General features: G+C 74.3%; 20 protein-coding genes and 1 pseudogene. 15 read left to right on the plus strand and 6 right to left on the minus strand.

Going from position 1 to position 22,537, the window contains the following annotated elements:
- Nucleotides 1–92 precede the first annotated feature (92 nt).
- Nucleotides 93–341: a three-helix bundle dimerization domain-containing protein gene (locus AB0I60_RS07900; RefSeq protein WP_360726681.1), complete on the minus strand. Its 249-nt coding sequence runs from the start codon at nt 339–341 to the stop codon at nt 93–95.
- A gap of 268 nt (nt 342–609) precedes the next feature.
- Between AB0I60_RS07900 and AB0I60_RS07905 the strand changes: the two genes are divergently transcribed.
- Complete coding sequence (locus tag AB0I60_RS07905; protein ID WP_360726849.1) at nt 610–1,875, plus strand: DUF2252 domain-containing protein; 1,266 nt, start codon at nt 610–612, stop codon at nt 1,873–1,875.
- Nucleotides 1,876–2,056: 181 nt separating this feature from the next.
- Entirely contained in the window at nt 2,057–2,359 is a 303-nt protein-coding gene (locus AB0I60_RS07910) for a hypothetical protein (RefSeq protein ID WP_360726682.1), read from the plus strand.
- Between the two features lie 54 nt (nt 2,360–2,413).
- On the opposite strand, the gene AB0I60_RS07915 is transcribed toward AB0I60_RS07910, so the two are convergent.
- Nucleotides 2,414–3,886: an amidohydrolase family protein gene (locus tag AB0I60_RS07915; RefSeq protein ID WP_360726684.1), complete on the minus strand. Its 1,473-nt coding sequence runs from the start codon at nt 3,884–3,886 to the stop codon at nt 2,414–2,416.
- A 219-nt stretch (nt 3,887–4,105) separates the two neighbouring features.
- On the opposite strand from AB0I60_RS07915, the gene AB0I60_RS07920 reads away from it, so the two are divergent.
- The 7 genes from AB0I60_RS07920 to AB0I60_RS07950 all read left to right on the plus strand — a co-directional run bounded on the left by AB0I60_RS07920 (nt 4,106) and on the right by AB0I60_RS07950 (nt 11,742).
- Entirely contained in the window at nt 4,106–4,258 is a 153-nt protein-coding gene (locus AB0I60_RS07920) for a hypothetical protein (RefSeq protein ID WP_360726686.1), read from the plus strand.
- 108 nt (nt 4,259–4,366) lie between these two features.
- Nucleotides 4,367–5,749 carry a serine hydrolase domain-containing protein gene (locus AB0I60_RS07925; protein WP_360726688.1) on the plus strand — a complete coding sequence of 461 codons (1,383 nt, stop codon included), beginning with the start codon at nt 4,367–4,369 and terminating at the stop codon, nt 5,747–5,749.
- The gene (locus AB0I60_RS07930; RefSeq protein ID WP_360726690.1) at nt 5,746–6,867 is read left to right on the plus strand and encodes a M20/M25/M40 family metallo-hydrolase; all 1,122 of its coding nucleotides are present in this window, start codon (nt 5,746–5,748) and stop codon (nt 6,865–6,867) included. Before AB0I60_RS07925 ends, AB0I60_RS07930 begins: the two co-directional genes overlap by 4 nt.
- 63 nt (nt 6,868–6,930) lie before the next feature.
- Nucleotides 6,931–8,553 carry a helix-turn-helix domain-containing protein gene (locus tag AB0I60_RS07935; protein WP_360726691.1) on the plus strand — a complete coding sequence of 541 codons (1,623 nt, stop codon included), beginning with the start codon at nt 6,931–6,933 and terminating at the stop codon, nt 8,551–8,553.
- Nucleotides 8,554–8,670: 117 nt separating this feature from the next.
- The gene (locus AB0I60_RS07940) at nt 8,671–9,522 is read left to right on the plus strand and encodes a GNAT family N-acetyltransferase (protein ID WP_360726692.1); all 852 of its coding nucleotides are present in this window, start codon (nt 8,671–8,673) and stop codon (nt 9,520–9,522) included.
- Nucleotides 9,519–10,619 carry an o-succinylbenzoate synthase gene (gene menC, locus AB0I60_RS07945; protein WP_360726693.1) on the plus strand — a complete coding sequence of 367 codons (1,101 nt, stop codon included), beginning with the start codon at nt 9,519–9,521 and terminating at the stop codon, nt 10,617–10,619. Before AB0I60_RS07940 ends, menC begins: the two co-directional genes overlap by 4 nt.
- Before the next feature lie 103 nt (nt 10,620–10,722).
- The gene (locus AB0I60_RS07950; RefSeq protein ID WP_360726695.1) at nt 10,723–11,742 is read left to right on the plus strand and encodes an LLM class flavin-dependent oxidoreductase; all 1,020 of its coding nucleotides are present in this window, start codon (nt 10,723–10,725) and stop codon (nt 11,740–11,742) included.
- Between the two features lie 8 nt (nt 11,743–11,750).
- On the opposite strand, the gene AB0I60_RS07955 is transcribed toward AB0I60_RS07950, so the two are convergent.
- Nucleotides 11,751–12,203: a PaaI family thioesterase gene (locus tag AB0I60_RS07955; RefSeq protein ID WP_360726697.1), complete on the minus strand. Its 453-nt coding sequence runs from the start codon at nt 12,201–12,203 to the stop codon at nt 11,751–11,753.
- Between the two features lie 299 nt (nt 12,204–12,502).
- Here AB0I60_RS07955 and AB0I60_RS07960 point away from each other — a divergent pair, with 299 nt between their 5' ends.
- The gene (locus AB0I60_RS07960; protein WP_360726698.1) at nt 12,503–14,266 is read left to right on the plus strand and encodes a serine hydrolase; all 1,764 of its coding nucleotides are present in this window, start codon (nt 12,503–12,505) and stop codon (nt 14,264–14,266) included.
- Between the two features lie 80 nt (nt 14,267–14,346).
- Here AB0I60_RS07960 and AB0I60_RS07965 read toward each other — a convergent pair.
- A pseudogene (locus AB0I60_RS07965) lies at nt 14,347–15,786 on the minus strand (amidase); the annotation flags it as partial.
- Nucleotides 15,787–16,056: 270 nt separating this feature from the next.
- On the opposite strand from AB0I60_RS07965, the gene AB0I60_RS07970 reads away from it, so the two are divergent.
- Nucleotides 16,057–17,070 (plus strand): sporulation protein, encoded by a 1,014-nt coding sequence (locus AB0I60_RS07970; protein WP_360726700.1) that lies wholly within the window; start codon nt 16,057–16,059, stop codon nt 17,068–17,070.
- Between the two features lie 68 nt (nt 17,071–17,138).
- Nucleotides 17,139–17,678 carry an AAA family ATPase gene (locus tag AB0I60_RS07975; RefSeq protein WP_360726702.1) on the plus strand — a complete coding sequence of 180 codons (540 nt, stop codon included), beginning with the start codon at nt 17,139–17,141 and terminating at the stop codon, nt 17,676–17,678.
- Nucleotides 17,679–17,710: 32 nt separating this feature from the next.
- Here the strand turns inward: AB0I60_RS07975 and AB0I60_RS07980 are convergent, their stop codons facing one another.
- Complete coding sequence (locus AB0I60_RS07980; protein ID WP_360726704.1) at nt 17,711–18,049, minus strand: hypothetical protein; 339 nt, start codon at nt 18,047–18,049, stop codon at nt 17,711–17,713.
- Between AB0I60_RS07980 and AB0I60_RS07985 the strand changes: the two genes are divergently transcribed.
- Entirely contained in the window at nt 18,048–18,272 is a 225-nt protein-coding gene (locus tag AB0I60_RS07985; protein ID WP_360726706.1) for a hypothetical protein, read from the plus strand. The genes AB0I60_RS07980 and AB0I60_RS07985 overlap by 2 nt on opposite strands.
- Nucleotides 18,273–18,299: 27 nt before the next feature.
- Nucleotides 18,300–18,755 carry a hypothetical protein gene (locus AB0I60_RS07990; RefSeq protein WP_360726708.1) on the plus strand — a complete coding sequence of 152 codons (456 nt, stop codon included), beginning with the start codon at nt 18,300–18,302 and terminating at the stop codon, nt 18,753–18,755.
- Nucleotides 18,756–18,986: 231 nt separating this feature from the next.
- On the opposite strand, the gene AB0I60_RS07995 is transcribed toward AB0I60_RS07990, so the two are convergent.
- A complete protein-coding gene (locus AB0I60_RS07995; RefSeq protein WP_360726710.1) occupies nt 18,987–21,518 on the minus strand; it encodes a M4 family metallopeptidase in 2,532 nt (843 codons plus the stop codon).
- 427 nt (nt 21,519–21,945) lie between these two features.
- Here AB0I60_RS07995 and AB0I60_RS08000 point away from each other — a divergent pair, with 427 nt between their 5' ends.
- On the plus strand, nt 21,946–22,509 hold the full coding sequence (locus tag AB0I60_RS08000) for a peptidase inhibitor family I36 protein (protein ID WP_360726712.1): 564 nt from the start codon (nt 21,946–21,948) through the stop codon (nt 22,507–22,509).
- Nucleotides 22,510–22,537 lie beyond the last annotated feature (28 nt).

A 22,537-nucleotide genomic window follows, 5' to 3' on the forward strand; every position in this document is an offset into this window, starting at 1 on the left:
TCGGCCGGGTGGCCGCGTCCCGGGCGCTCGCGGTCGACCGGTGCGGTCGGTTCCGGGGTGCGGTGGCTCGGGTGCGGTGGTGTCCGGGTGGGTCAGGTGCGGTCGGCGAGGCGTTGCCGGGCGGCGCGCTCGACCAGGATGGCGGTGAACGCCGTGACGGGCGAGCCCGCCAACCGGGCGGACTCCTCGCGGCGCACGCGGCGGACCTCGTCCTCGGGGATGTCGGGGTAGCGGTCGACCAGGCGGGCGTCGACGGCGGCGAGGTGCGCCTCGGGCCGTGCTGCGGAGTGCCGGCCTGCGGAGTGGTCGTCGGCGGTCTGGTCGTCGGCGGTCTGGGTCACCGTGGCCTCCTTCGGTGCGGATCCCCTGCGGGTAGCCGGCCGGGGTGGCGTCCGCTTGAACGCCGGGTGAACCACCGGGTGCCGCGTGGTCGGGCCGGGCGGGCGAATCGGACATCCCGGACCGTTCGCCCGCCGAACAGCGGGCGAACGGCCCGGTCCGGCCGTGACGACGGGATCCCGGGTGGGCTAGCGTCCGGCCGTGCACAGTTCCGGGGCCGATCGCGGCCACCGCATCGTGGCCGTCCTCCAGGACGCCTTCGCGGACCTGATGGCGGCCGACCCGGCCGCATTCCGGCACAAGTTCCGGAAGATGGCGGCCGAGCCGTTCGCCTTCTACCGGGGCAGCGCCTGCCTGTTCTACGCCGACATGGCGGACGAACCGGACGAGTGGGCCGACGAGCGCACCGGTCGGGTGTGGATCCACGGCGACCTGCACGCGCAGAACTTCGGCACCTACATGGACGCCGAGGGCAGGCTGGTGTTCGACGTCAACGACTTCGACGAGGCGTACCTCGGGTCGTTCACCTGGGACGTCCGGCGGTTCGCGGCGAGCCTGGCGCTGCTGGGCCGGCGCAAGGCGCTGCCCGACGGGACGATCGCCGACCTGGTGCGCGCCTACGTCTCGGCCTACGTCCGCCAGGTGCGGTCGTTCGCCGAGAACCCCGACGACGAGCTGTTCGGCCTGCGCCTGGACACCACCGGGGGCGCGGTGCGCCAGGTGCTGCTGCGCGCCCGGCTGGCGACCCGCATCGGCCTGCTGGAGGAGAAGACGGTGGTCGTCGACCACGACCGCCGCTTCCGCCGCGACCGCGAGGGCACCCGCGAGCTGGACGACGCCGAGCGGGCCGTGGCGGTGGCGGCGTTCGAGGCGTACCTCGACACCATCCCGAGCGGCAAGCGGGCGGCGAGCAGCCTGAGCTACGCGGTGAAGGACGTGGTGGGGCGCTTCGGGTTCGGCATCGGGTCGGCCGGGCTGCCGGCGTACAACGTGCTGGTGGAGGGGCGCACCCAGGCGCTGGAGAACGACGTGGTGCTGTCCATGAAGCAGGCCAACGTCGCCGCGCCCAGCCGGATCGTGCCCGACGCGCGCATCCGCGAGTACTTCACCGACCACGGCCACCGCACGGCCGTGTCGCAGCGGGCGCTCCAGGCGCACGCCGACCCGTGGCTGGGGCACACCAACATCGGCGGCGTGGGGTACGTGGTGGCCGAGCTGTCGCCCTACGAGTCGGACCTCGACTGGTCGGACCTCACCGAGCCCGCCGACATCCGGCCGGTGCTGGAGTACCTGGGCCGGGCGACCGCGAAGATGCACTGCGTGGCGGACTCGGACTCCGACCAGACCCTGGTGGACTTCCAGGTGGAGGAGGCCATCGCGCACGTGGTCGGCGACCGCGAGGACGAGTTCGCGGAATCGGTGGTCGAGTTCGCCCTGCGCTACGCCGAGCGCACCCGCGAGGACCACCGGCTGTTCGTGGACGCGTTCCGCGAGGGCCGGATCAGCGGCGTCGAGTCGACCGCGCCGGGCCCGTGACGCTCGACGGCCGGCATCGCGCACCGACCGCTCGAGCGCCGGTCGGGAGGTTGCACTCCGTGTTCACCCCGCCCGGTCGGGCGAGTCGGCGGCGTGCTGTCCCGCGCCGGGCGCGCGGTGTGGTCCACGGTGGGCGGACAGGGGCCGAGGTCGCCCACCACCTGACGAGGGATGGCACCACATGACTCGACGTCTCACCGCCCGGATCGCCGTCCTGGCGGTCACCGGGGCCCTCGCCCTGGCGGTCGCCGCCGTGCCGGCGTCGGCCGCCGAGGGCTTCCTCCTGCTGTCCGGCCGGGCCGTCGAGGACCCCCGGGGCTGCTACGACGTCTACGGCCACGAGGAGATCCGGAACCTGACCGACGAGAACGTGCTCGTCTTCGACGACCGCGACTGCGAGGGCGAACTCGTGCAGGTGATCGGGCCGGACGGGGTCGGCGACGACCTCGCCCTGGACGAGGGCCGCAGCGCGTTCGTCGCCTGATCGCGGCGGGCGGTGCCCCGGTCCACCAACCGGGGCACCGCCCGCGCGGGGGTGCTACGCGGGTTCCCCGCGCAGCGGACGGCCCGGGAGGGCCTCGACCTGGACCTCGCCGTCGCGGACCACGAACGTGCCGGCCACCAGCAGGTGCCGGACGCCGACCGAGGGCCGCGTGGGGTCGAGGTAGGTGGCGGTGTCGGTGATCCGCTCGGGGTCGAGCACGACGACGTCGGCGTCCGCGCCCACCCCGAGGTGGCCCTTGGCCCGCGCGCCGGGCGCGATCGCGTCGAGCACCCGGGCGGGCAGCCACGAGCACCGCCGGAACGCCTCCAGCCACGACCACGTGCCGGTCTCGCGGACCATCAGGCGCAGCGACTTGGCGAACGTGCCCGCCGTGCGCGGGTGGGTGCGGCCCTTCGGCGGCAGCGGCCACTCGCGGCGCTCGTGGGTGCCGTCCGGCCACAGGATTGGCATCGCGTCGCTGGCCACGATCGAGTCCGGGAACGCCAGCGCGCGGCGCAGCATCGCCGCGTCGGCCGGGTCCTCCTCGTCGGCGAAGGACACCACGCACAGCGCGGCCGGGTCGGTCTCCCGCAGCTCCCGCAGCCGGCCGACGTCGGCCAGGCGTTCGCCGGTCTCCACCATCATGATGTCGCGCGGCGCGATGTCCCACGCCGAGAGGCGTTCTGGGGCCAGGAAGAACGCGCCGATGCCGGTGCTGCCCGCGCCGTAGGGGTAGGACTCGACGGTGACCCGGGAGCCCTCGGCCCGGCTCTTCTCCAGCAGGCCCAGCACCCGGTCGACGTGCCGCCGGGACGTGCTGTTGACGTGGCAGTGGTGCATCGCGGCACCGGTCTCGGCGGCGGCCCGCGCCACCTCGAACGAGCCGTCCACCGGGGTGCCCGGGTTCGACTCGACCAGCTCGCGCACGTGGGTGTAGACCGGGGCGTTCGCGCGCGCCGCCAGCGCGGCCAGCGCCAGGTACTCGGCCGGGTCGGTGTCCGGGGCGTAGCCGAGCAGCACGCCGATGCCCAGCGCGCCCGCGCCGACCTCCCGCTCCAGCACCTCCAGCCACGCCCGCAGCTCGGTCGGGCTGGACGACCGCTGCCAGCGCGGGTCGCCGAGCAGCGCGAGGCCGCTGCGGAAGTCGGCGTCGGGCTCCAGGCCCATCAGCACCTGCGCGCGGGCCGCGCCCCAGGACGCCGAGAAGCCGTAGTTGAGCGGCCGGCCCTCCCACGCCGCCTGCGCGTAGGCGCGGCCGATCGGGGTCAGGCCCGCTTCCAGGTCCAGCGCGGTGGTCACGCCGTCCATGCCCTGGAGGCGGTGGCCCGCGATGCTGTGCACGTGGCTGTGCAGGTCGACGAAGCCCGGCCCGACCACCAGGCCGGTGACGTCCACGACCGGCACGCCGCCGGGCGCGGGCAGCGCCGGGCCGACCGCCGCGACCTTGCCGTCGCGCACCAGCACGTCCGCGACCCGGTCGACACCTGTGCCGGGGTCGAGCACCCGGCCGCCACGCAGCAGCACCATGCCGACCAGTGCAGCACGGACCGCGCCGGCCGCACGTCGTCACTCCCGACAAGCCGGCGGGGCCGGGTTGGTGCGTTGCTCCGATGACCCGGCGGCGGGCGGTCCCGCCGCTCCCGCGCGGCGGACCCGGGCGGTCTTGTCGAATCCCACCAGCCGGCGGGCGAAGTTCGGTGGGATCGTCCGACGAAGTGATCCGGGTCGCAGCCGCAGGATGGCCGCATGGTCACCCGCGCGCCCGACGCCGACACCCCGCCGGGAGCGGGGGCTCCGCCCGTCGCCGCCGTCGGCGACCGCGCGGCGCGCGCGAACCCGCCGCCGCCCCGCGAGCGGTCGCCCCGGGTCGGGCCGTGGTCCACCCGGCGCAATCCCTGACCACGTCCCGCAAAAGGGCCCCAGCCGGGACGCCCACCCGGAAAGGTCCGACGCGGGGACCGCCCGGTGCCGGGCGGGAACCACCGCTGTCCCCACCGAGAGGAACACATGAACACCGAACTCCTCGCGTCCCCCGAGTGGCAGGAACGCCTCGACGCCCTGGCCACCAAGCACCGGGTCCCGGGCGTCCAGGTCGGCGTGCTGGCGCTCGACGCCGACGGCAACGCCGACGTCCGGGTGCTCGTCTCGGGCGTGACCAGCCTGGCGACCGGGGTCACGGTCACCGAGGACACGCTGTTCCAGTACGGCTCGATCAGCAAGGTGTGGACCACGACCCTGCTGATGCAGCTCGTGGACGAGGGCCTGCTCACCCTGGACACGCCGGTCGTGGACGTCCTGCCGGACTTCCGGCTGGCCGACCCCGAGCACGCGCCGAAGGTGCTGGTGCGGCAGCTCGTCACGCACACCAGCGGGATCGACGGCGACATCTTCCTGGACACCGGCGACGGCGACGACTGCGTGGAGAAGTACGTGGCGGCGCTGGCCGACACGCACCCCTACACCCGGCCCGGCGGCCCGCTGAGCTACTGCAACGCGGGCTTCGTGCTGGCCGGGCGGATCATCGAGGTGCTGCGCGGGATGGCGTGGGACGACGCCGTCGCCCGGTACCTCGCCCGGCCGCTGGGCCTGGACCACGTCATCACCCGCGCCAAGGACGCGCTGCTGTTCCGCGCCGCCGTCGGGCACCAGGACGAGGGCGAGGAGCGCGAGGTCCGGCCCGCCAAGGTCTGGATGCTGCCGCGCTCGGTCGGGCCGGCGGGCCTGGTCACCGGCACCGCCGACAACCTGCTCCGGTTCGCCGCGATGCACCTGCGCGACGGCCTCGGCGTGAACGGCGAGCGGGTGCTCTCCGCCGAGTCCGCGCAGGCCATGCGGACGCTCCAGGTCGACCTCACCGCACTGTCCACAGTGGACCAAGGTTGGGGCCTGGGCTGGATCCTCACCGACTGGGGCGGTCCCGGCGGCGAGCCGGTCACCGCGGCGCAGCACGGCGGCCACACCGTCGGCCAGGTCGCGCGGCTGACCGCGTTCCCGGAGCTGGGCGTGGCGATCTGCGTGCTCACCAACGCCGACCGGGGGATGGGGCTGTCCGACGAGCTGCAGGCGCTCGTCGCCGCCGAGTTCGGCCTCACCCCGCCCACGCCGGCCATCGAGGAGGGCGCGGACCTGGAGGACCTGCTCGGCTCCTACGAGACGGTCATGGTGCGCCAGACGCTCCTGCGCGGTGACGACGGCAAGTACTACCTGGACATGGAGATCAAGGACCACGGTCCCACCGACTCGCACCACCCGCGCCGCGAGGCTGTCCCGTCGGGCAAGGGCCGGTTCGTCGTCGACATGGACGGCGCGCTGACCGAGTTCACCCACGTGGTCGACGAGGAGGGCGACTACCTCTTCATGTTCCGGCTGTCCAAGCGCGTCGACCGGTGAGCTACCGGGACGCCGCCCGCGACCGGCTGGACCTGCTGGTCGACCACGCCCTGCGGCTGGTCGCCTGCGAGTCGCCCTCCGGGGACGCGCAGGCGCTGGAGCGCTCCGCCGGGCTGGTGGCGATGATCGGCGCCGCGTACCTCGGGGTGCGCGGCGAGGTCGTGACCCGCGACGGCGTCCCGCACGTGCGGTGGCGGCTGGGCACCGGGCCGCGCCGCGTGCTCGTGCTCGGCCACCACGACACGGTCTGGCCGGTGGGCAGCCTCCAGCGGCTGCCCGCCGTGGCCGACGGCGACGCGCTGCGCGGCCCCGGCAGCTACGACATGAAGACCGGCCTGGTCCAGGCGTTCCTGGCGTGCGCGCTGGTCCGGGAGCGCCGCGGTGGCCTGGACGGGGTGACCGTGCTGGTCACCGGGGACGGCGAGGCGGGGTCGGCGACGGCCCGCGCGCTGGTCGAGCACGAGTCCGCCGGGTGCGACGCCGTGCTGGTGCCCGAGGCGGCAGGGCCCGGCGGCGCGCTGCTCACCGAGCGCAAGGGCGTGGCCCGCTACCAGGTGGAGGTCGTCGGCCGGGCCGCCCACCCCGGCCTGGAGCCCGAGCGCGGGATCAACGCCGGGCTGGAGCTGGCCGCGCAGATCCAGGCGATCGCCGTGCTCGGCGACGTCGCCCGGGGCACCACCGTGGTGCCCACCGCCGGGTCCATCGGCACGTCGGCGAACACCGTGCCGGACGCCGCCCGGGTCGCGGTGGACGTGCGGGCCCGCACGGACGCCGAGCTGGCCAGGGTGGACGCGGCCCTGCGCGGGCTGGCCCCGCGCACGCCGGGTGCGCGGATCGTCCTGCGCGGCGGTGCCACGCACCCGCCGATGGTCCCGTCGCCGGACCTGTTCGCGCTGGCCGCGTCGGCGGCGGCGGAGCTGGGCCTGGAACCGCCCGCTCAGCGGGCGGCGGGCGCGGCGTCGGACGGCAACTTCACCGCTGCCTCGGGCGTGCCGACCCTGGACGGGCTGGGCGCGGTCGGCGGCGGCGCGCACACCCCCGACGAGCACGTGCTGATCGCCCCGATCGCGGACCGGGTGGCGCTGCTGGCGCACCTGCTGGACCGGTTGCTGCCCTGATGAGTGCTCCGAAAGGAGCACTAAAGTGGCGAGGGGGCCGGGTCGGCGAGGAGCGAGGACGCGATGACGCAGACAGGCACGGGTGCGCCGCTGGCACCGCTGATCCAGGCGGTCGGCGCGACGCTGCTCGGCGTGCTGGCGGGCGACGTGGCCGCCGCCCGCCGGGTCGGCGGCATCGCCATCCACGACCCGCACGACCTCGCGGCACCACCGGAGCGGGCCGTCGTGCTCGGCGTCGGCGTCGCGGGGGAGCGGCAGGTCGCGGACGTGGTGCGCACGTGCCTGTCCGGCGGGGCGTGCGCGCTGGTGCTGCGCGACGGCACGGACCTGCCCGGGGCGGTCGCGGCGGAGGCGGCGGCCGGCGGCCTGGTGCTGCTGCGGGTCGCGGCCGGCATCTCGTGGAGCCAGCTTTCCGTGGCGCTGTCCACCGCGCTGGACCGGGAGACCGCGCGCGGGCGGCGGTGGGGCGGGCCGGAGCGGGTCAACAAGGAGCGCTCGCTGTCCGACCTGGCCAACGCGCTGGCCGCGACCCTGCACGCCCCGGTCACCGTCGAGGACCTCAACTCCCAGGTGCTCGGCTACTCGGACAACCAGAACCTGGGCGACGCCCAGCGGCACGAGACGATCCTCGGCCGGGTCGTGCCGTCGAAGTACATCGAGAAGCTGCGCCGCGCGGGCATCTTCGAGCGCCTGTACTCCCACGACGAACCGGTGCTGGTCGACCTGGCGGTGATGCCGGAGCTGGACGTGCCCCGGGTGGCGATCCGGATCGCCAGCGGCCAGTACGTGATCGGCTCGATCTGGGTGGCCACCGCGACGCCGCTCGCCGACATCGACCACTCCGTGCTGCGCGCGGCGGCGCAGCGCGCGGGCGAGCTGATCGACAGCGGCACCCACGACCAGGACCGGCGGCGGCGGTTCGTCGGCGCGCTGGTCGGCGAGGACGAGCTCGAAGCCGCGCGCAGCGCGCAGGAACTCGACGTCGACAGCGGGTGCGTCTACCTGGTGGTGGCCGAACCGGTGCGCTCCGCCGGGGCCGACCTGTCCGCGCGCGGCCTGGACCGGCAGGCGGACGTCCTGCACCTCCAGCTCACCGGCGTGAGCAGCCGCGCGATCGCCGCCGCCGTCGGCGGCCGGGTGGTCGGCGTGCTGCCGGTGGAAGCGGCGGAGCCGGGTGGTCGGAGGGCCGTGGCGGCGGCCGAGCGCTTCGCCCAGAGCGTGCCCGCGCACGTGGTGGTCAGCGCGCCGGTCAAGGGCTCGGCGGTGAAGGGGTCGGGTGGGGTGTTCGCGGCGTGGGGCGACGCGCTCAAGGCGCTGGCGTCGGTGAACCGCAGCCCGGCGACCGCGAGCCGGGCGGCCGTGGTGCGGGTCGAGGACGCCTACCTCGACGTCCTGCTGCACGAGGTGGGGGAGAAGCTGCTGGCCCGCGAGCCCGCGCTGCCCACGCCCGTGTCGCGGCTGCTGGACTACGACGCGGAGCACCACACCGACTTCGCCGAGTCTCTGGTGGTCTACCTGCGGGAGTTCGGGTCCGTCCACGACGCCGCGCAGGCGCTGCACATCCACGCCAACACCATGCGGTACCGGCTGCGGCGGCTGTCGGACATCTGCGGCATCGACCTGACCGACCACGACGCCCGCTTCAAGGCGATGCTCGAACTCCGCGTCCGCAACCTGCTCGCCTGACGCCACCGGTCACCCCGTGACGGAACGGGGTCGTGGTGGGATTCCACGAACGCGCCGACGTCATTAGGTGGCCTCGGACAAAGACCCGGACCGGGACCGCTCCGCAGTATTGGCGGCATGACGGATCTCCTCGCGCACCACGCCCCGGCGTCGGTCGGGCAGTCCTCGCAGGACGCGCGCGCTGCGGCGGACCGGGCCGGTGTCGGCATCCGGGAGCTCGACGCGCTCCCCGAGCTGACCGCCGCGTACGAGCTGTACCGGCGGATCTGGCGGCCCGACGCCCAGCACGTCGCGCTGACCGTGGAGATCCTGCGCGCACTGTCCAAGGCGGGCGGCTACGTGGTCGGCGCGTACGCGGGCGACGTGCTCGTCGGCCTGTCGGTGGGGCTCAACGGGGTGCCCGCCAGCGGGCGGCTGCACAGCCACATGGCCGGCGTCGCACCGGAGGCGCAGGGCCGCAACGTCGGGCTGGCGCTCAAGCTGCACCAGCGCGCGTGGGCGCTGGCGAGCGGCATCTCCTCGATCGCCTGGACCTTCGACCCGCTGGTGCGCCGCAACGCCCACTTCAACCTGGCCAAGCTCGGCGCGCGCCCCGAGGCGTACCTCACCGACTTCTACGGCCCGATGACCGACGGCATCAACTGCGGGGACGCCTCGGACCGCCTGCTCGTCGGCTGGGACCTGTCCGCGCCGTTCCCGCCGCCCGGCGCGGTGGACGACGCCGGCGTGCCCCCGCTGCTGCGCTGCGCCGACGACGGCACCCCCTTCCCGGTGCCGGCGGAGGGACCGCTGGTCGCCGTGCCGACCCCGGCCCACGTCGAGACCCTGCGGCGGGACGCACCCGGCGTCGCCGCCGCGTGGCGGCAGGCCGTGCGGGGGGCGCTCGCGGGCGAGCTCTCGACCGGGGCCGCGATCACCGGCTTCTCCCGCAACGGCTGCTACCTGGTGGCACGGAAGGACAACGCGTGAAACTCGAAGGCTTCGAACTGATCACGACCGCGCTGCCGCTGGTCTCCCCGTTCCGGACCTCGTTCGGCGTGGAGACCGAGCGCGACGTCCTGCTGGTGCGCGCGGTCACCGACGAGGGCGAGGGCTGGGGCGAGTGCGTGACCATGCAGGACCCGCTCTACTCGTCGGAGTACCTGGAGGGCACGCTGGACGTGCTGCGCCGCTACCTGGTGCCGGCGCTGGGCGGGCTGCCGGCCGTCGAGGCGCACCGGGTCGCGCCGGCGCTGGCCAGGTTCTGCGGGCACCGGATGGCCAAGGCCGTGCTGGAGACGGCCGTGCTGGACGCCGAGCTGCGGCACCGGGGCGTGTCGTTCGGCCGCGAGCTGGGCGCGGTGCACGACAGCGTCCCGTGCGGGGTGTCGGTCGGCATCATGGACAGCGTGCCGGAGCTGCTCGACGCCGTCGCCGGGTACCTGGAGCAGGGCTACGCGCGGATCAAGCTCAAGATCGAGCCCGGCTGGGACGTCGAGCCGGTGCGCGCGGTCCGCGAGCGCTTCGGCGACGACCTGCTGCTCCAGGTGGACGCCAACACCGCGTACACGCTCAAGGACTCCGGGCAGCTCGCCCGGCTCGACCCGTTCGACCTGCTGCTGATCGAGCAGCCGCTGCCCGAGGAGGACATCCGGGGGCACGCCGAGCTGCAACGCCGGATCGCCACGCCGGTCTGCCTGGACGAGTCGATCGTCTCGGCGCGGGCGGCGGCCGACGCGATCAGCCTCGGCGCCTGCCAGGTGGTCAACGTCAAGCCCGGCCGGGTCGGCGGGTACCTGGAGGCGCGGCGCATCCACGACGTGTGCGCGGCCCACGACGTGCCGGTGTGGTGCGGCGGGATGCTGGAGACCGGCATCGGCCGGGCGGCCAACCTCGCCCTGGCCGCGCTGCCGAACTTCACCCTGCCCGGCGACACCTCGGCGTCCAGCCGCTACTTCCACCAGGACCTCACCCCGCCGTTCGAGCTGGTCGACGGCCGGATGGCGGTGCCCACCAGCCCGGGGCTGGGCGTCGAGCCCATCGCCGAGCTGCTCGCGGACGCCCGGCGGGAGTGGATCGCGGTCTGACCGGGGGGTGACCCACCTGGTGGAACGCCCGGCGCGGGCGCTCCACCGGGTGGCAGCATCGGGGTGTCGGCGCGATCCGCGCCCCGGACCGCTGGAGGAGCACGTGCCGCTGCCCGACCGACCGCTGCGGAAGCTGGGATTCCTCACCATCGGGCTGTTCGACGGCGACGACCCGCGCCCCGGCCACGAGTCCACCCTCGACGTCATCCGGTTCGGCGAGGACCTGGGCTTCGACAGCGCGTGGGTGCGCCACCGGCACCTCCAGCACGGCATCTCCTCGCCGGTCGCGGTGCTCGCGGCGGCGTCCCAGCGGACCAGCCGGATCGAGCTGGGCACCGCCGTGATCCCGGTCGGCTGGGAGAACCCGCTGCGCCTGGCCGAGGACCTGGCCACGGTCGACGTGCTCTCCGGCGGGCGGCTGAACCCCGGCGTCAGCGCCGGCCCGCCGGTGCACTACGAGCGGGTCCGGGACGCGCTCTACCCGGACAGCGGCGACCACCAGGACTTCAGCCACGACCGGGTCAAGCGGCTGCTCGACCTCGTCCGGGGCGAGCCCGCCTCCGCGTTCAGCGGCACCGAGGGCATCGAGGTGTTCTCCGACCGGGTGCAGCCGCACGCGCGGGGCCTGGCCGAGCGGATGTGGTACGGCGGCGGCAGCACCCGGTCGGCGAGGTGGGCCGGCGAGAACCGGATGAACTACCTCACCAGCAGCGTGGTCAAGGCGGAGGGGGACGCCGGGTTCGAGCAGCTCCAGCTCTCCCAGGTCCGCACCTTCCGCGCCCACCACCCCGACGGCGACCGGGCCCGGGTCTCGCAGGGCCTGGTGGTCGTCCCGACCGACACGGCGAGCGCGGAGCAGAAGGCGAAGTACCACGACTACGCCGCGAAGCGCCTGCCCCGCACCGCCTCGCCGCAGGGGCCGGCCCGCCTGCTGTTCGCGCCCGACCTGGTGGGCCACTCGTCGGAGATCGCCGAGCGGCTGCACGCGAACGCGGCGTTCCGGGAGGTGGACGAGGTGGCCTTCGCCCTCCCGTTCACCTTCGAGCACGCCGACTACGTGCAGATCCTCACCGACATCGCCACCGCCCTCGGCCCCGCCCTCGGGTGGCGGCCCGCGACCTGACGCCCGGCTCAGACCCGGGGCCGCCACCGCTTCCACAGGGCGGTCGCCTCGGCGCGGGTCTTGCCGTCCCACACCAGGGACACGGCGACCGTCATCTGCGCCTCGGACGCCTCGGTCACGGTCGCCCGCAGCTCCACCGGGTCGTGCAGCGGCGAGGGCCGCAGGTAGCGGACGTCCAGCCCGGCGGTGACGTACGACAGCGCGGCGTCGCCCAGGGGCCGCCACCCGCGCTCGTCGGCCTCCTGCATGACGGCGGCGGCGCTGTGGCAGTCCAGGACGGTGCAGATGATGCCGCCGTTGAGGAAGCCCAACCCGTTGTCGTGCGCGGGCCACGGCGTGAACGCGGCGGTCACGACCCCGTCGTCGCCGGGGTAGCTGCGCAGCTTCAACCCGTCCTCGTTGGCGTGGCCGCAGCCGAAGCACGGGAGGTCCGGGTAGAGGCGTTCCTGGATGCTGGTCACGGGTCCACAGTAGGCATCGCGCCCCCGAGCTCCCGCACCCGACCCACCGCCGCCCCGCTCCTGCCGGCCCGGCAGGAGCGGGGCTCGTCGGGCTGTCAGGGCAGGGCACGATCTGGTCGGCGGGTCCGCCCGACACGTGCACACCCCCGGCGCACCGCGTCGGGGACGGTGTCAGGCCGGTGACTGCCCGGTGTCAGGACAGCGGGCGACTGTTGTTCCCGTGATCAGGTCGATCACCCGAACAACCGGCACCGGCTCCCCGCAGCGGGGGTGCCCGGACGAACCACCAGGAGAGCACGATGCGCACGTTCGACACCCCCGCCCCCGTCCTGGCCGTCGTCGACATCCCGGCCGGGCGCGTCCGGTTCGTCGCCGCCGACCGGACCGACACCACCGTCGAGGTGCGGCCTGCGGACAGCTCCAAGAGCCGCGACGTGCAGGCAGCCGAGCAGACCGGTGTCGACTGCGGCGACGGCGTGCTGCAAATCGCGGCACCGTCGAAGACCGGGGTGCTCGGGTCCTCCGGAGCCGTCGACGTGACCGTCCACCTGCCCACCGGCTCGCGGGTCCGGGGCACGGCGTCCGCCGCCGAGGTGCACGCCGTGGGGCGGCTCGGCGACGTCGAGTTCGACGGCGCGCACGGCGCGGTCACCCTGGACGAGGCCGAAGGCGTCCGCCTCACCGCGCACGCCGGGGACATCTCCCTCGGCCGCTTGGGCGGACCCGCCGAGATCAGCACGCAGAAGGGCGACATCCGCATCGCCGAGGCCACCCGGGGCACGCTCGTGCTGCGCACGGAATCCGGTTCGATCTCGGTCGGGGTCGCGCACGGCGTCCCGGCCACCCTCGACGCCGGCACCTCCTACGGCCGGATCCGCAACACGCTCGTGAACACCGGGGGCACCGCCCGCGTCGACATCCGCGCGACCACCTCCTACGGCGACGTCAACGCCCACAGCCTCCCGGAGGAGCCGGTCGCCGGGCAGGACCGCCCGGAGTGGCAGCAGGCCGCCCAGGCGCTGGTCGACGCCGGTTTCGCCGGCGTGGAGATGCGCGTGCGCGACGAGCGGGGCGACTGGCTCGGCCGCGCGGGGGTGCGTGAGCTGGGCGACGCCGCCGAGCCCCCGGTCAACGGGCAGGTCTGGGCGGGCAGCGTCTCCAAGGCGTTCACCGCGACCCTGGTGCTGCAACTGGTGGCCGAGGGCGCGATCGGGCTGGACAGCCCGGTGGCCGACCACCTGCCGGCCCTCGGGCTCGACGGGCGGATCACGGTGCGGATGCTGTTGCAGCACACCAGCGGGCTCTACAACTACACCGGTGAGCCCGACGCCGACGGGACGTTCCTGGCGGGTCTGCCCTCGCAGGGCAAGCCGTGGGTGGACAACCGGCTGCACACCTACCGCCCCGAGGAGTTGGTGCGGTTCGCGCTGTCCCAGCCGGCGCGGTTCGAGCCCGGCACCGACCAGAGCTACTCCAACACCAACTACACGGTGGCGCTGCTGCTGGTCGAGGCGCTCACCGGGCGCTCCTACGCCGAGCAGGCGCGGCAGCGCATCCTCGACCCCCTCGGGCTGGCCGACACCGTGGTCTCCCACACCTCGCCCGACCTGCCCGGCCCGCACGCGCACGGCTACTACCGCTACCAGGACGCCGGCGAGTGGAAGGTGGTCGACGTCAGCCGCCAGAACCCGTCCCTGCTGGCCGGTGCCGGCGACCTGATCTCGACCGCCACCGACCTCGGCACCTTCATCTCCGCGCTGCTGGGCGGCGAACTCCTGCCCGCCCCGGTGCTGGAGGAGATGACGACCCCGCAGGGCAAGTTCAACCTCGGCCTGGGCCTGTGGGTGCAGGACCTCGGCCCGGACAACGGCACCGTCGTGCACCACAACGGCGGTGCCCCGGGCGGCTACGGGGCCCTGATGATCAGCACCCCGGACGGTGCCAGGACGCTGACCGCGTCGCTGACCACCGGAACCGTCGACCCGGCAGAGGTGTTCCCCGCCGCGCTCGCGGGGCTCATCAAGACGGTGTTCTGCGACGAGCGGCCCCAGGCCACCGCCTGAACACCCGGACCCCGGGCGCACGAGGGCCGAGCGGGCGAGTCGCCTGCTCGGCCCTTCGGCAGTGCGTCCCAAGAGGACGGTCGGAAGCCGCCGATCTCGTGCTCGACCAGCTCGGCCAGCCGCAGCGGGGTGCGGTCCTCGAACGCCGGGCCGACGAGCTGGACCCCGACCGGCAGTCCCTCGGGGGAGCGGCCGGCGGGTACGGCGGTGGCGGGCAGGCCGGGCATGGTGGCCAGGCCGGCCCAGACGAGCTGGTCGAAGTACGGGTAGTCGACGCCGTCGACGTCAAGGCGCCGTTCGAACGGGTTGGGGGTGTGGTCGTGCGGAAATGCGGGTGTCGGCGTGATCGGGCACACCACGACGTCGAACTCGGCGAACAGGCGCCGCCAGCCGTGGCGGTGCAGTTCGCGTCGGTGATTCGCCTCCATCCAGTCGTGGTGGCTGAACGCCGAGGCGCGCAGCCGCACCGCGTCGAGGCTCCGGTCCTCCGCGTCCAGCGCGGCGACGCGCGCCTGCAACTGCTCCTGCGACCCGCCCGGGAAACGCGCGACGGAGCCCGAGATCAGCAACTGCATGTAGAGCGTCGCGGCCTCGGTGGGATCGGGCAGCAGCGGGCTGCGCCGCTCGACGCGGGCACCGCCGGCGACGAGCGCGTCGGCCACCCGCTCCACGCCCGCCCGCACGGCGGACCCGGTCGGGATGAGCGGGTGCTCGTCGAGGACCAGGACCCGGAAGTCGGCGAGCCGCTCGTGGCGGGCGGGCGGCAGCGCCACCCGGTGCGCCACGCCGAAGGTCAGCGGGTCCGGTCCGGCCATGACGTCGAGCAGCAGCGCGAGGTCGCGTGCGCTGCGCGCCATCGGGCCGACCACGGCGAGGTCCAGGTCCACCGGCAACGCGGGTTGGGACGGCGGGACCATGCCCCGGTTGGCCGCCAGCCCGAGCGTCGGCTTGTGCGCGTAGACGCCGCAGAAGTGCGCGGGGGTGCGCAGCGAGCCGGCGAGGTCGGAGCCGATGGACAGCGCGCCGAAACCGCACGCCAGAGCAGCCGCCGACCCGCCGGACGAACCACCCGACGTGCGGGTGTGGTCCCACGGGTTCGTGGTCGTGCCGTAGAGGTCGTTGAAGCTCTGGATGTCCTGCAGCCCCAACGGCACGTTGGTCTTGCCGAGCACCACGGCACCTGCGGCCTTGAGCCGCGACACCTGCACCGCGTCCTCGTCCGGCAGGTGGTCCCGGTGCGGCGGCATCCCCCAGGTCGTGGGCAGCCCGACGATGTTGAAGGACTCCTTGACCGTCACCGGGATGCCGAGCAGCGGCCGGTCCTCACCACGCGCACGGGCCCGGTCGGCACCGTGCGCGGCGGCCCGCGCACGGTCGAAGTCGGGTACGCAGATCGCGTTGACCACCTCGTCGTCGCGCTCGATGCGCGCGATGGCCTCCTCGGTCAGTTCCACCGACGTCACCGCACCGGCACGCATCGCGGCGACGAGCTGTTCGGCCGTGTGAAAGCTCCACTCCATGAAAATCACGCTAAAGGGCCGTCGGGGAAGCCATCTAATACTTCGTCGCGCAATACCCCGCGTCCGTATTTTGCGGCTGTCAGGTCGTTTCCCCGCCTCTGCGGGCTCGTCTGACCCGGTGCGGCCATCCGGGTACTCCCGGTAAACCGTACAGCGGCACGTGCTAGTGTGACGTGTGCCCGACGCGCCGACCGGTACGGCTGGGGCCGTCGGCTCCGGCGCTCGCGGGAGCAGCGGCTTCGCACCCCAGTCCCCGGAGGAAGTCTTCCCATGTTCAAGCGGATGCTCAGCGCCTTCGGCGTCGGCGGACCGTCCGTCGACACCGTCCTCGACTCACCGCACGCCGCGCCCGGTCAGGTGATCACCGGCCAGGTGCGCATCCAGGGCGGGAGCGGTGACGCCCACATCGACCAGGTCGTGCTGTCCCTGGTGACCCGGGTCGAGGTCGAGCACGGCGACCACGAGTTCGCCGGCGTCTCGGAGTTCCTGCGGGTCCAGGTCGCCCAGGGCGTCCGGGTCGCGGCGAACCAGCCGCTCGCCGTGCCGTTCCAGCTCCCGATCCCGTGGGAGACCCCGATCACCGCCGTCGGCGGGCACCAGCTCCCCGGCATGACGGTCGGCGTGCGCACCGAGCTGGTCATCGCGGGCGCACCGGACAAGGGCGACCTCGACCCGGTGGTGGTGTCGCCGCTGCCGTCGCAGGACCGCGTGCTGGACGCCTTCGGGCAGCTCGGCTTCCAGTTCCGCAGCGCGGACGTGGAGGCCGGTCGCATCCACGGCGTGCACCAGGAACTCGGCTTCTACCAGGAGATCGAGTTCTTCCCGCCCAGCCAGTACGCGGGCCGGCTCAACCAGGTGGAGCTGACCTTCGTGACCAGCCCGCACGAGCTGGTCGTGGTGCTGGAGGCGGACAAGCGCGGTGGCCTGTTCAGCTCCGGCGGCGACTCGTTCGGCCGGTTCCACGCCTCGCACCAGGACGCGCAGCACACCGACTGGGCCTCGGCGATCAACGGGTGGCTCGCGCAGGTCGTCGAGCGCGGCGGCCACTCCGCGTTCGGCAACCCCGCGTTCGGCGGCCAGCAGGGTCACCCGCAGCAGGGTTACCCGCAGCACGGGTACGACCAGCACGGCCACCACGGGTACGGCCACCACGAGCGGCGCGGGCCCGGCGTGGGCGGCGTGGTCGCGGGTGCGGCGGCCGGCGTGGTCGGCGGGATGGTGCTCGGCGAGGTGCTGGAGGACGCCTTCGAGGACGGTGGCGAGGACTTCGCGTCCGAGGAGTGACCCCGGGCGGGGCGGGTCGGCGCGGGAATCGGGTCGCGCCGCCCGTCCCGGTCGGAGATCATCGCGGGGTGGTGGGAGCGGAGCGGGCCGTCGTGCTGGTCACGGGCATCCAGGCGGCCGGGAAGTCCACGGTGGCGCAGGCGCTGGCCGAGCGGCTGCCGCGCTCCGCGCACGTCCGGGGTGACGTGTACCGGCGCATGGTCGTCGGCGGGCGGGCGGAGATGGGCCCGGAGCCGTCCGGCGAAGCGGTGCGGCAGTTGCGGCTGCGGCACGACCTGGCCGCCGCGACCGCCGACGCGTACTTCGGCGCGGGGTTCACCGCCGTGGTGCAGGACGTGGTGCTCGGCGAGTACCTGCCGTACCTGGTCGACCGGATCCGCAGCCGCCCGCTGCTGGTCGTGGTGCTGGCACCGACGCCTTCCGTGATCGCGGACCGGGAGGCGGGCCGGGGCAAGCGGGCCTACGACGAGTGGACCGTGCACGCCCTGGACCGGGTGCTGCGCGAGGAGACCCCGCGCCTGGGGCTGTGGCTGGACACCTCGGCGCAGACCCCGGAGCAGACGGTGGCCGAAGTGCTGGACCGGTGGTCCGAGGCCGTGGTCGCCTGACCATCCCACCGCGACCCGGGTGCTGCCGCGCGTCACTCGATGCGGACGCTCATGCCGAACTCGTGCACCTGGTCACTGGCCGGCCCGACCGTGGAGACGACGGACCCCCGGCAGTCGGTCCCGTCGTAGACGACGGCGAACCGGTTGGTGCGGTTCTTGACCACCAGCGGCAGGTAGTTGCCGTGGTAGCAGCCGCTCGGGTCGCGGAACTCGTTGCCGCTGACCCAGAGCACGCCCTGGGCCGCAGCCGCCTGCGGAGCGGTCGGCACAGCCGCCGACACCGCCACCAGGGCCGCCGCCGCCAAGCCCACCGCCACCAGTCGTCGTGCCGTCACGAGCCGTAGTGCCGTCACCAGCCGTTGTGCCGCCATGCCAGGGACCTCCCTCTCCACGAGTGGTGCCCCCAGCTTCCCGACCGGGACCGGCCAGCCGCTCGCCCAGCACGCCGACATCGCCCGACCGTGCCGGATCTCGCCCGTGCCGGTCGAGGTCGGTGACGTGCCGTCACCGACCCGGCGAACGGCGAGGCCGCCGCCCGGTGCGCGCGGATGCCCGGACCGCCGCACGGTGCGGCGCGGCGTGGTGCTGTACTGACCCCGATCCGTCGCAGGGAGGTCGTGAGTGGCTCAGATCCAGGTACGCCCCGGTGTCAACCCGGACGAGCCGGAGGTGCCCGTCGTGGTCGTGCTCATCGACCCCGAGGGTCCTCCCGGGGAACGGGCCGTCAACGACCTGTCCAGCTACTGCTACGAGGGCGACGGCGTCCTGTACCTCGCGCAGACCGACGGCTGGGCGGAGTCCGCGCTCGCCGGCGACCGGCTCACCGTCGACGTCGTCGCGCACCCGACCGCGCTGGAGCAGGTCGACGTCGACCCCGGCCTGTTCCCGGGCCGGTCCGCGACCGACCCGGCAGCGGTAATCGTGCTGCGCGTGGAGACCAGGGTCGACCCCGGCGTGTTCGCCCGCGCCGAACCCGGCGCGGCGGTGTTCGCGCTCGGCCCGGACGAGACGCTGGAGGACGCCCTCGCGGACGAGGAGGCGTGGCCGATCCTCATCGCCCCGCCACCGGAGCGCTGACCCCGGTCCTGCCTGGGAGCGCTGACCCCGGTCCTGCCACCGAAACGCTGACCGCTGCCTCGCCGCCGGAGCGCCGATCGCCGGTCCCGCCACGCGGAGCCCGGTCGCAACGCCGGCGGTGTCGCCGTGCTCTGCGCGCCGTGCCTTGCCCGCCGTGCTCCGCTCGCCGTGTCCCGCTCGCGGAACGCCGGGGCGGTCGGGTCGTGGAGGGACCCGACCGCCCCGACGGCGTCAGCAGCCGCGCCTGGTCGGGGACTCCCGGGTCACCAGGTCCGTGCCGCCGGCCGTGCCGTCCAGCCACACCACGCGCCGGTCGCGGTCGGCGGCGAAGGACGCCTGGTCGCCCCGGTTGCACGACACGCGTCGCGGCGTGCCGCCCCACACCGGCACCTGCTCCAGCTTCGGCAGGCCCGCGTTGGTGCCCGCCGCGCCGACCCGCGTGCTGAACGTCAGCCACTGGTCGCTCGCGTCCAGCGCAGGGAACATCGGCGCGTGCTCACCGTCCTCCGCGACCACCGCGCGCACGCGCCCGCCGTGGTGGTCGGCCGCCATGATCCCCGAACGGCCGTCCACGCCGACGTCCTGGATCCACGCCACCCCGCTCGCGGTCAGCACGGCGTCCTTGACGAACACCGACCCCGTCGGCGACGGCAGGACCGTGCGGGTGCCGGTGCGCAGGTCCTCCACCACGGCGTTGTAGTACCAGCCGGTGGCGTCGCGCCGGACCTGCGTGTACGAGAGCAGGTGCCCGCGCAGGAACGGCCGGTTGCCCTGCACGCCGGGCTCGGGCGTCAGGTTGCGGGCGGGCCCGTCGCCGACCCGCACCCACACGTCGGTCTCCAGCGCGCCGGCGAAGTCGAAGTTCTGCCACGCCACCGCGTCACCGGACACCACCGGCACGGACAGGTCGGCGGTGGTGCCGCCGTCCGCGACGGTCCGGATCGGGCCGCCGTCGAGCGTGCGCGCCAGGACGCGGCTGCCCGCGCGGGACCGGTTGCTCCACACCGCCGTGGTGCCGTCGGTGTTGGTCTGGGCGTTGGCCGTGCCGTCCTTCGCGGACAGCCGCACGGGCGGCGTGGCGCGGTCGATGCGCCCGGTGTGCACCTCGGGGGCCTGCTCGCCGCGCACGTCGGACAGCAGCACCACGTACCGGCCGCCGGCGGCGGACGGGAACGGCGTGGCGGACGTGACGCCGCCGACCAGGGTGGTCGTGTCGGTGCCGAGGCGCTGCTCCCAGCCCGGCACGATGCCGTGCTCGTCGAACGCCCTGGCGATGGTCGCCTGCTGCCGCGCGGTGAGCTTGAGGGCCGCCGCCGCGCCGAGCACGGCCGTCCGACCGTCCACGAAGGTGTCCAGCGGGGTCATGTACTCGGTGAGCGCGGTGTAGACGACCTCGTCCGCCAGGGCCGGGTCGATGCGCTCGCGGATGTCCCACAGCGCGCCGCCGAAGATGGTGGAGTTCAGGTGCACGCCGCCGTTGTCGGTGCTCCGGGTGACGCCCAGGTAGTCGCGCACGGTCGTCCGGCCGTCGTTCAGGTCGCGGATGGCGCACTCCCGGGGTGCCTTGGTGCGGCACAGGTCCTCGCCGAGCAGGCCGGCGTCCGGGTCGGTCATCGGGGTGCCGCTGACGGTGACGTCGACGGCGTTGCCGAGGTAGTCCGACACGGCCTCGTTGATCGCCCCGGACTGGCCCAGGTAGACCAGGTTCGCGGTGTGCTCGGTGATGCCGTGGGTCATCTCGTGGCCCACGACGTCCAGGTCGGCCGACAGCGGCAGCTGCTCGCCGGTCGCCCAGCCGTAGACCATCTTCGTCCCGTCCCAGAAGGCGTTGAGGAACGGCTGGCCCCGGTTGGTGACGCCCGCGACGGACACGCTGGAGCCGCCCTTGCCGTCGATGCCCCGGCGGCCGAGCCGCTGCTCGTAGAACTCGTAGACCTGGCCCGCAGCCCAGTGCGCGTCCACGCCGCCGGTCTCGGCCGCCGCGCCGTCGAACCGCGCGGTGTCGGAGGCGAAGAGTTCGGTCTCGGGCGGCAGCTCGCCGAGGAAGTCGTAGTAGTCGCGCTTCTCGGCGTCGTAGGTCAGGATCTCGCCGCCGGTCGCGGGGAACATGGCCCGGCTGCGGTCGCGCAGCTCGAACCTGCCGTCGGCGCGCTCGTAGACGGCCAGCGGCTTGGTCTTGCCGTTGGCGGCGACGCCCTCACCGGTCGCCGGGCCCTCGGCGAGGTGCAGGTTGTCGTACTCCAGCGCGACGGCGCCGGTGTGCGCGTCGACGTACACCTCACGCCGCAGCGGCAGGCCCCGGGGGACGTCCTCGCCGCGCACGGTCAGGTGCCACGCCAGCACCCCGGACCCGCCGGGCAGCACGACCAGCCCGTGCCGCTCGACCCGGGCCCGGGACCGGGTCTCCGGGTCCAGCCCCGCGAGCGCGCCGCCGACCGCCCGGTCCTCGGCCACGGTCGGGGTGGTGTCGACGGTGAGCCCGCGCGCGGTCCGGTCGGTGGTGGCCCGGACGGTCCGCCGCGCCGCCGGCCCGTCGAGGTGCACGAGGGACTGCGCGCCGAACACCGGCACGCCCCGGTGCGCCTGGGCGAACCGGACGGTGGACCGGTCGCCGGAGTCGGTGGTGGACAACGGGGTCAGCTCTGCGCCGCCGGTCGCGGCGCGGGCCAGGGTGAGGTCGTCGGCGTGGGCGGCCGGCCCGCCCGGTAAGAGGGTGGCGGCGAGCGTGGCCAGGACGGCGGCCCCCACGAGGGACTTGCGCATGAATCCTCCTCGCCCGTGCGTCGGCAGGGAGTTCGCGGCACGGGTCGGAGCCCATGGTTGCGCCGACGAGTGGTGTAGACCTATCCGGCGTTGATCGTCAACAGTTGGCAGTTCAAGCCCGTTCGGACGCCACACGTGGGCCGGCTGCCCGAAGCCGTCACCGGGACGGCCCAACGCCGGGCAAGCGCTTCCCGCCTCGGCGACCGCACGCCGTGCGGTGGTCGGCGCTGTGGGCCGAAGCGGCGAGCGGACCGGCCGGGATTACCCATCTTTCCCGGAGGCCGGCGTGGAATGGCGCTGCTGATCGGCTCCGGGGGCGGGAAAGCCCGGGTCGGTGCCGCTTGTGAGCGGTCCCGCCAGGCCGGCAGTCTGCCTTCGGCGGCGCGCCGGAGTCGACATCCACCACGGGACCTTCGGAGGTACTCCCATGCGCAGGATTTCCGGCATTGCGGCGGTCGCGGCTCTGGTGCTGGCGGGGGTGGCGGGCTCGACCACGAGCGTCACGGCGACCCCGAACGCCCCCGAGACCCCGATCCCGAGCTACAGCGCGGCACGACTCGCCGCCCTCCAGTCCCGAGTGGACGGACACCTCGCCGACTACGGCGGTGGCAGGCAGGTCGGGCTCAACCAGGTCGAGTACCAGGGCGGCGGGATGGTGCTCACGCTGCCCCTGCCCGGCGAGGCGTCCGGCCGCGCGGTGGACGAGCCGGTGCACGCCCAGGGCGCCCCCGACTGCCCGTCCGGTTCGTCGTGCGTGTGGGAGGACACGGGCTACGAAGGCGCCCGCCTCTCCCGTTCCAAGTGCGGCCGGCTCACCTTGAGCGCGCCGTTCACCACCAGCGTGGGATCGCTGCACAACAACAACGGCAGCCAGACCGTGCTGTTCAACTCCGTCGGAGCGTTCCTCAACGCCAACCAGGACCCGACCCGGATCAACGACACCGGCGTCGGCACGCGCGGGTACGTCCGCCAGTGGGAAGTCTGCCCCTGACCCGGTGCCCCGCCGACCGGCACAGGTC

Source organism: Actinosynnema sp. NPDC050436 (assembly GCF_040655415.1).
GTDB lineage: Bacteria > Actinomycetota > Actinomycetes > Mycobacteriales > Pseudonocardiaceae > Actinosynnema.

Coding starts and splice junctions, on each gene's coding strand:
- AB0I60_RS07940 (WP_360726692.1), top strand. CDS start 8,671: ATGACGGATCTCCTCGCGCACCACGCCCCGGCGTCGGTCGGGCAGTCC.
- AB0I60_RS07925 (WP_360726688.1), top strand. CDS start 4,367: ATGAACACCGAACTCCTCGCGTCCCCCGAGTGGCAGGAACGCCTCGAC.
- AB0I60_RS07995 (WP_360726710.1), bottom strand. CDS start 21,518: ATGCGCAAGTCCCTCGTGGGGGCCGCCGTCCTGGCCACGCTCGCCGCC.
- AB0I60_RS07970 (WP_360726700.1), top strand. CDS start 16,057: ATGTTCAAGCGGATGCTCAGCGCCTTCGGCGTCGGCGGACCGTCCGTC.
- AB0I60_RS07980 (WP_360726704.1), bottom strand. CDS start 18,049: ATGGCGGCACAACGGCTGGTGACGGCACTACGGCTCGTGACGGCACGA.
- AB0I60_RS07910 (WP_360726682.1), top strand. CDS start 2,057: ATGACTCGACGTCTCACCGCCCGGATCGCCGTCCTGGCGGTCACCGGG.
- AB0I60_RS07960 (WP_360726698.1), top strand. CDS start 12,503: ATGCGCACGTTCGACACCCCCGCCCCCGTCCTGGCCGTCGTCGACATC.
- AB0I60_RS07915 (WP_360726684.1), bottom strand. CDS start 3,886: ATGGTGCTGCTGCGTGGCGGCCGGGTGCTCGACCCCGGCACAGGTGTC.
- AB0I60_RS07905 (WP_360726849.1), top strand. CDS start 610: ATGGCGGCCGACCCGGCCGCATTCCGGCACAAGTTCCGGAAGATGGCG.
- AB0I60_RS07985 (WP_360726706.1), top strand. CDS start 18,048: ATGCCAGGGACCTCCCTCTCCACGAGTGGTGCCCCCAGCTTCCCGACC.
- AB0I60_RS08000 (WP_360726712.1), top strand. CDS start 21,946: ATGCGCAGGATTTCCGGCATTGCGGCGGTCGCGGCTCTGGTGCTGGCG.
- AB0I60_RS07920 (WP_360726686.1), top strand. CDS start 4,106: ATGGTCACCCGCGCGCCCGACGCCGACACCCCGCCGGGAGCGGGGGCT.
- AB0I60_RS07935 (WP_360726691.1), top strand. CDS start 6,931: ATGACGCAGACAGGCACGGGTGCGCCGCTGGCACCGCTGATCCAGGCG.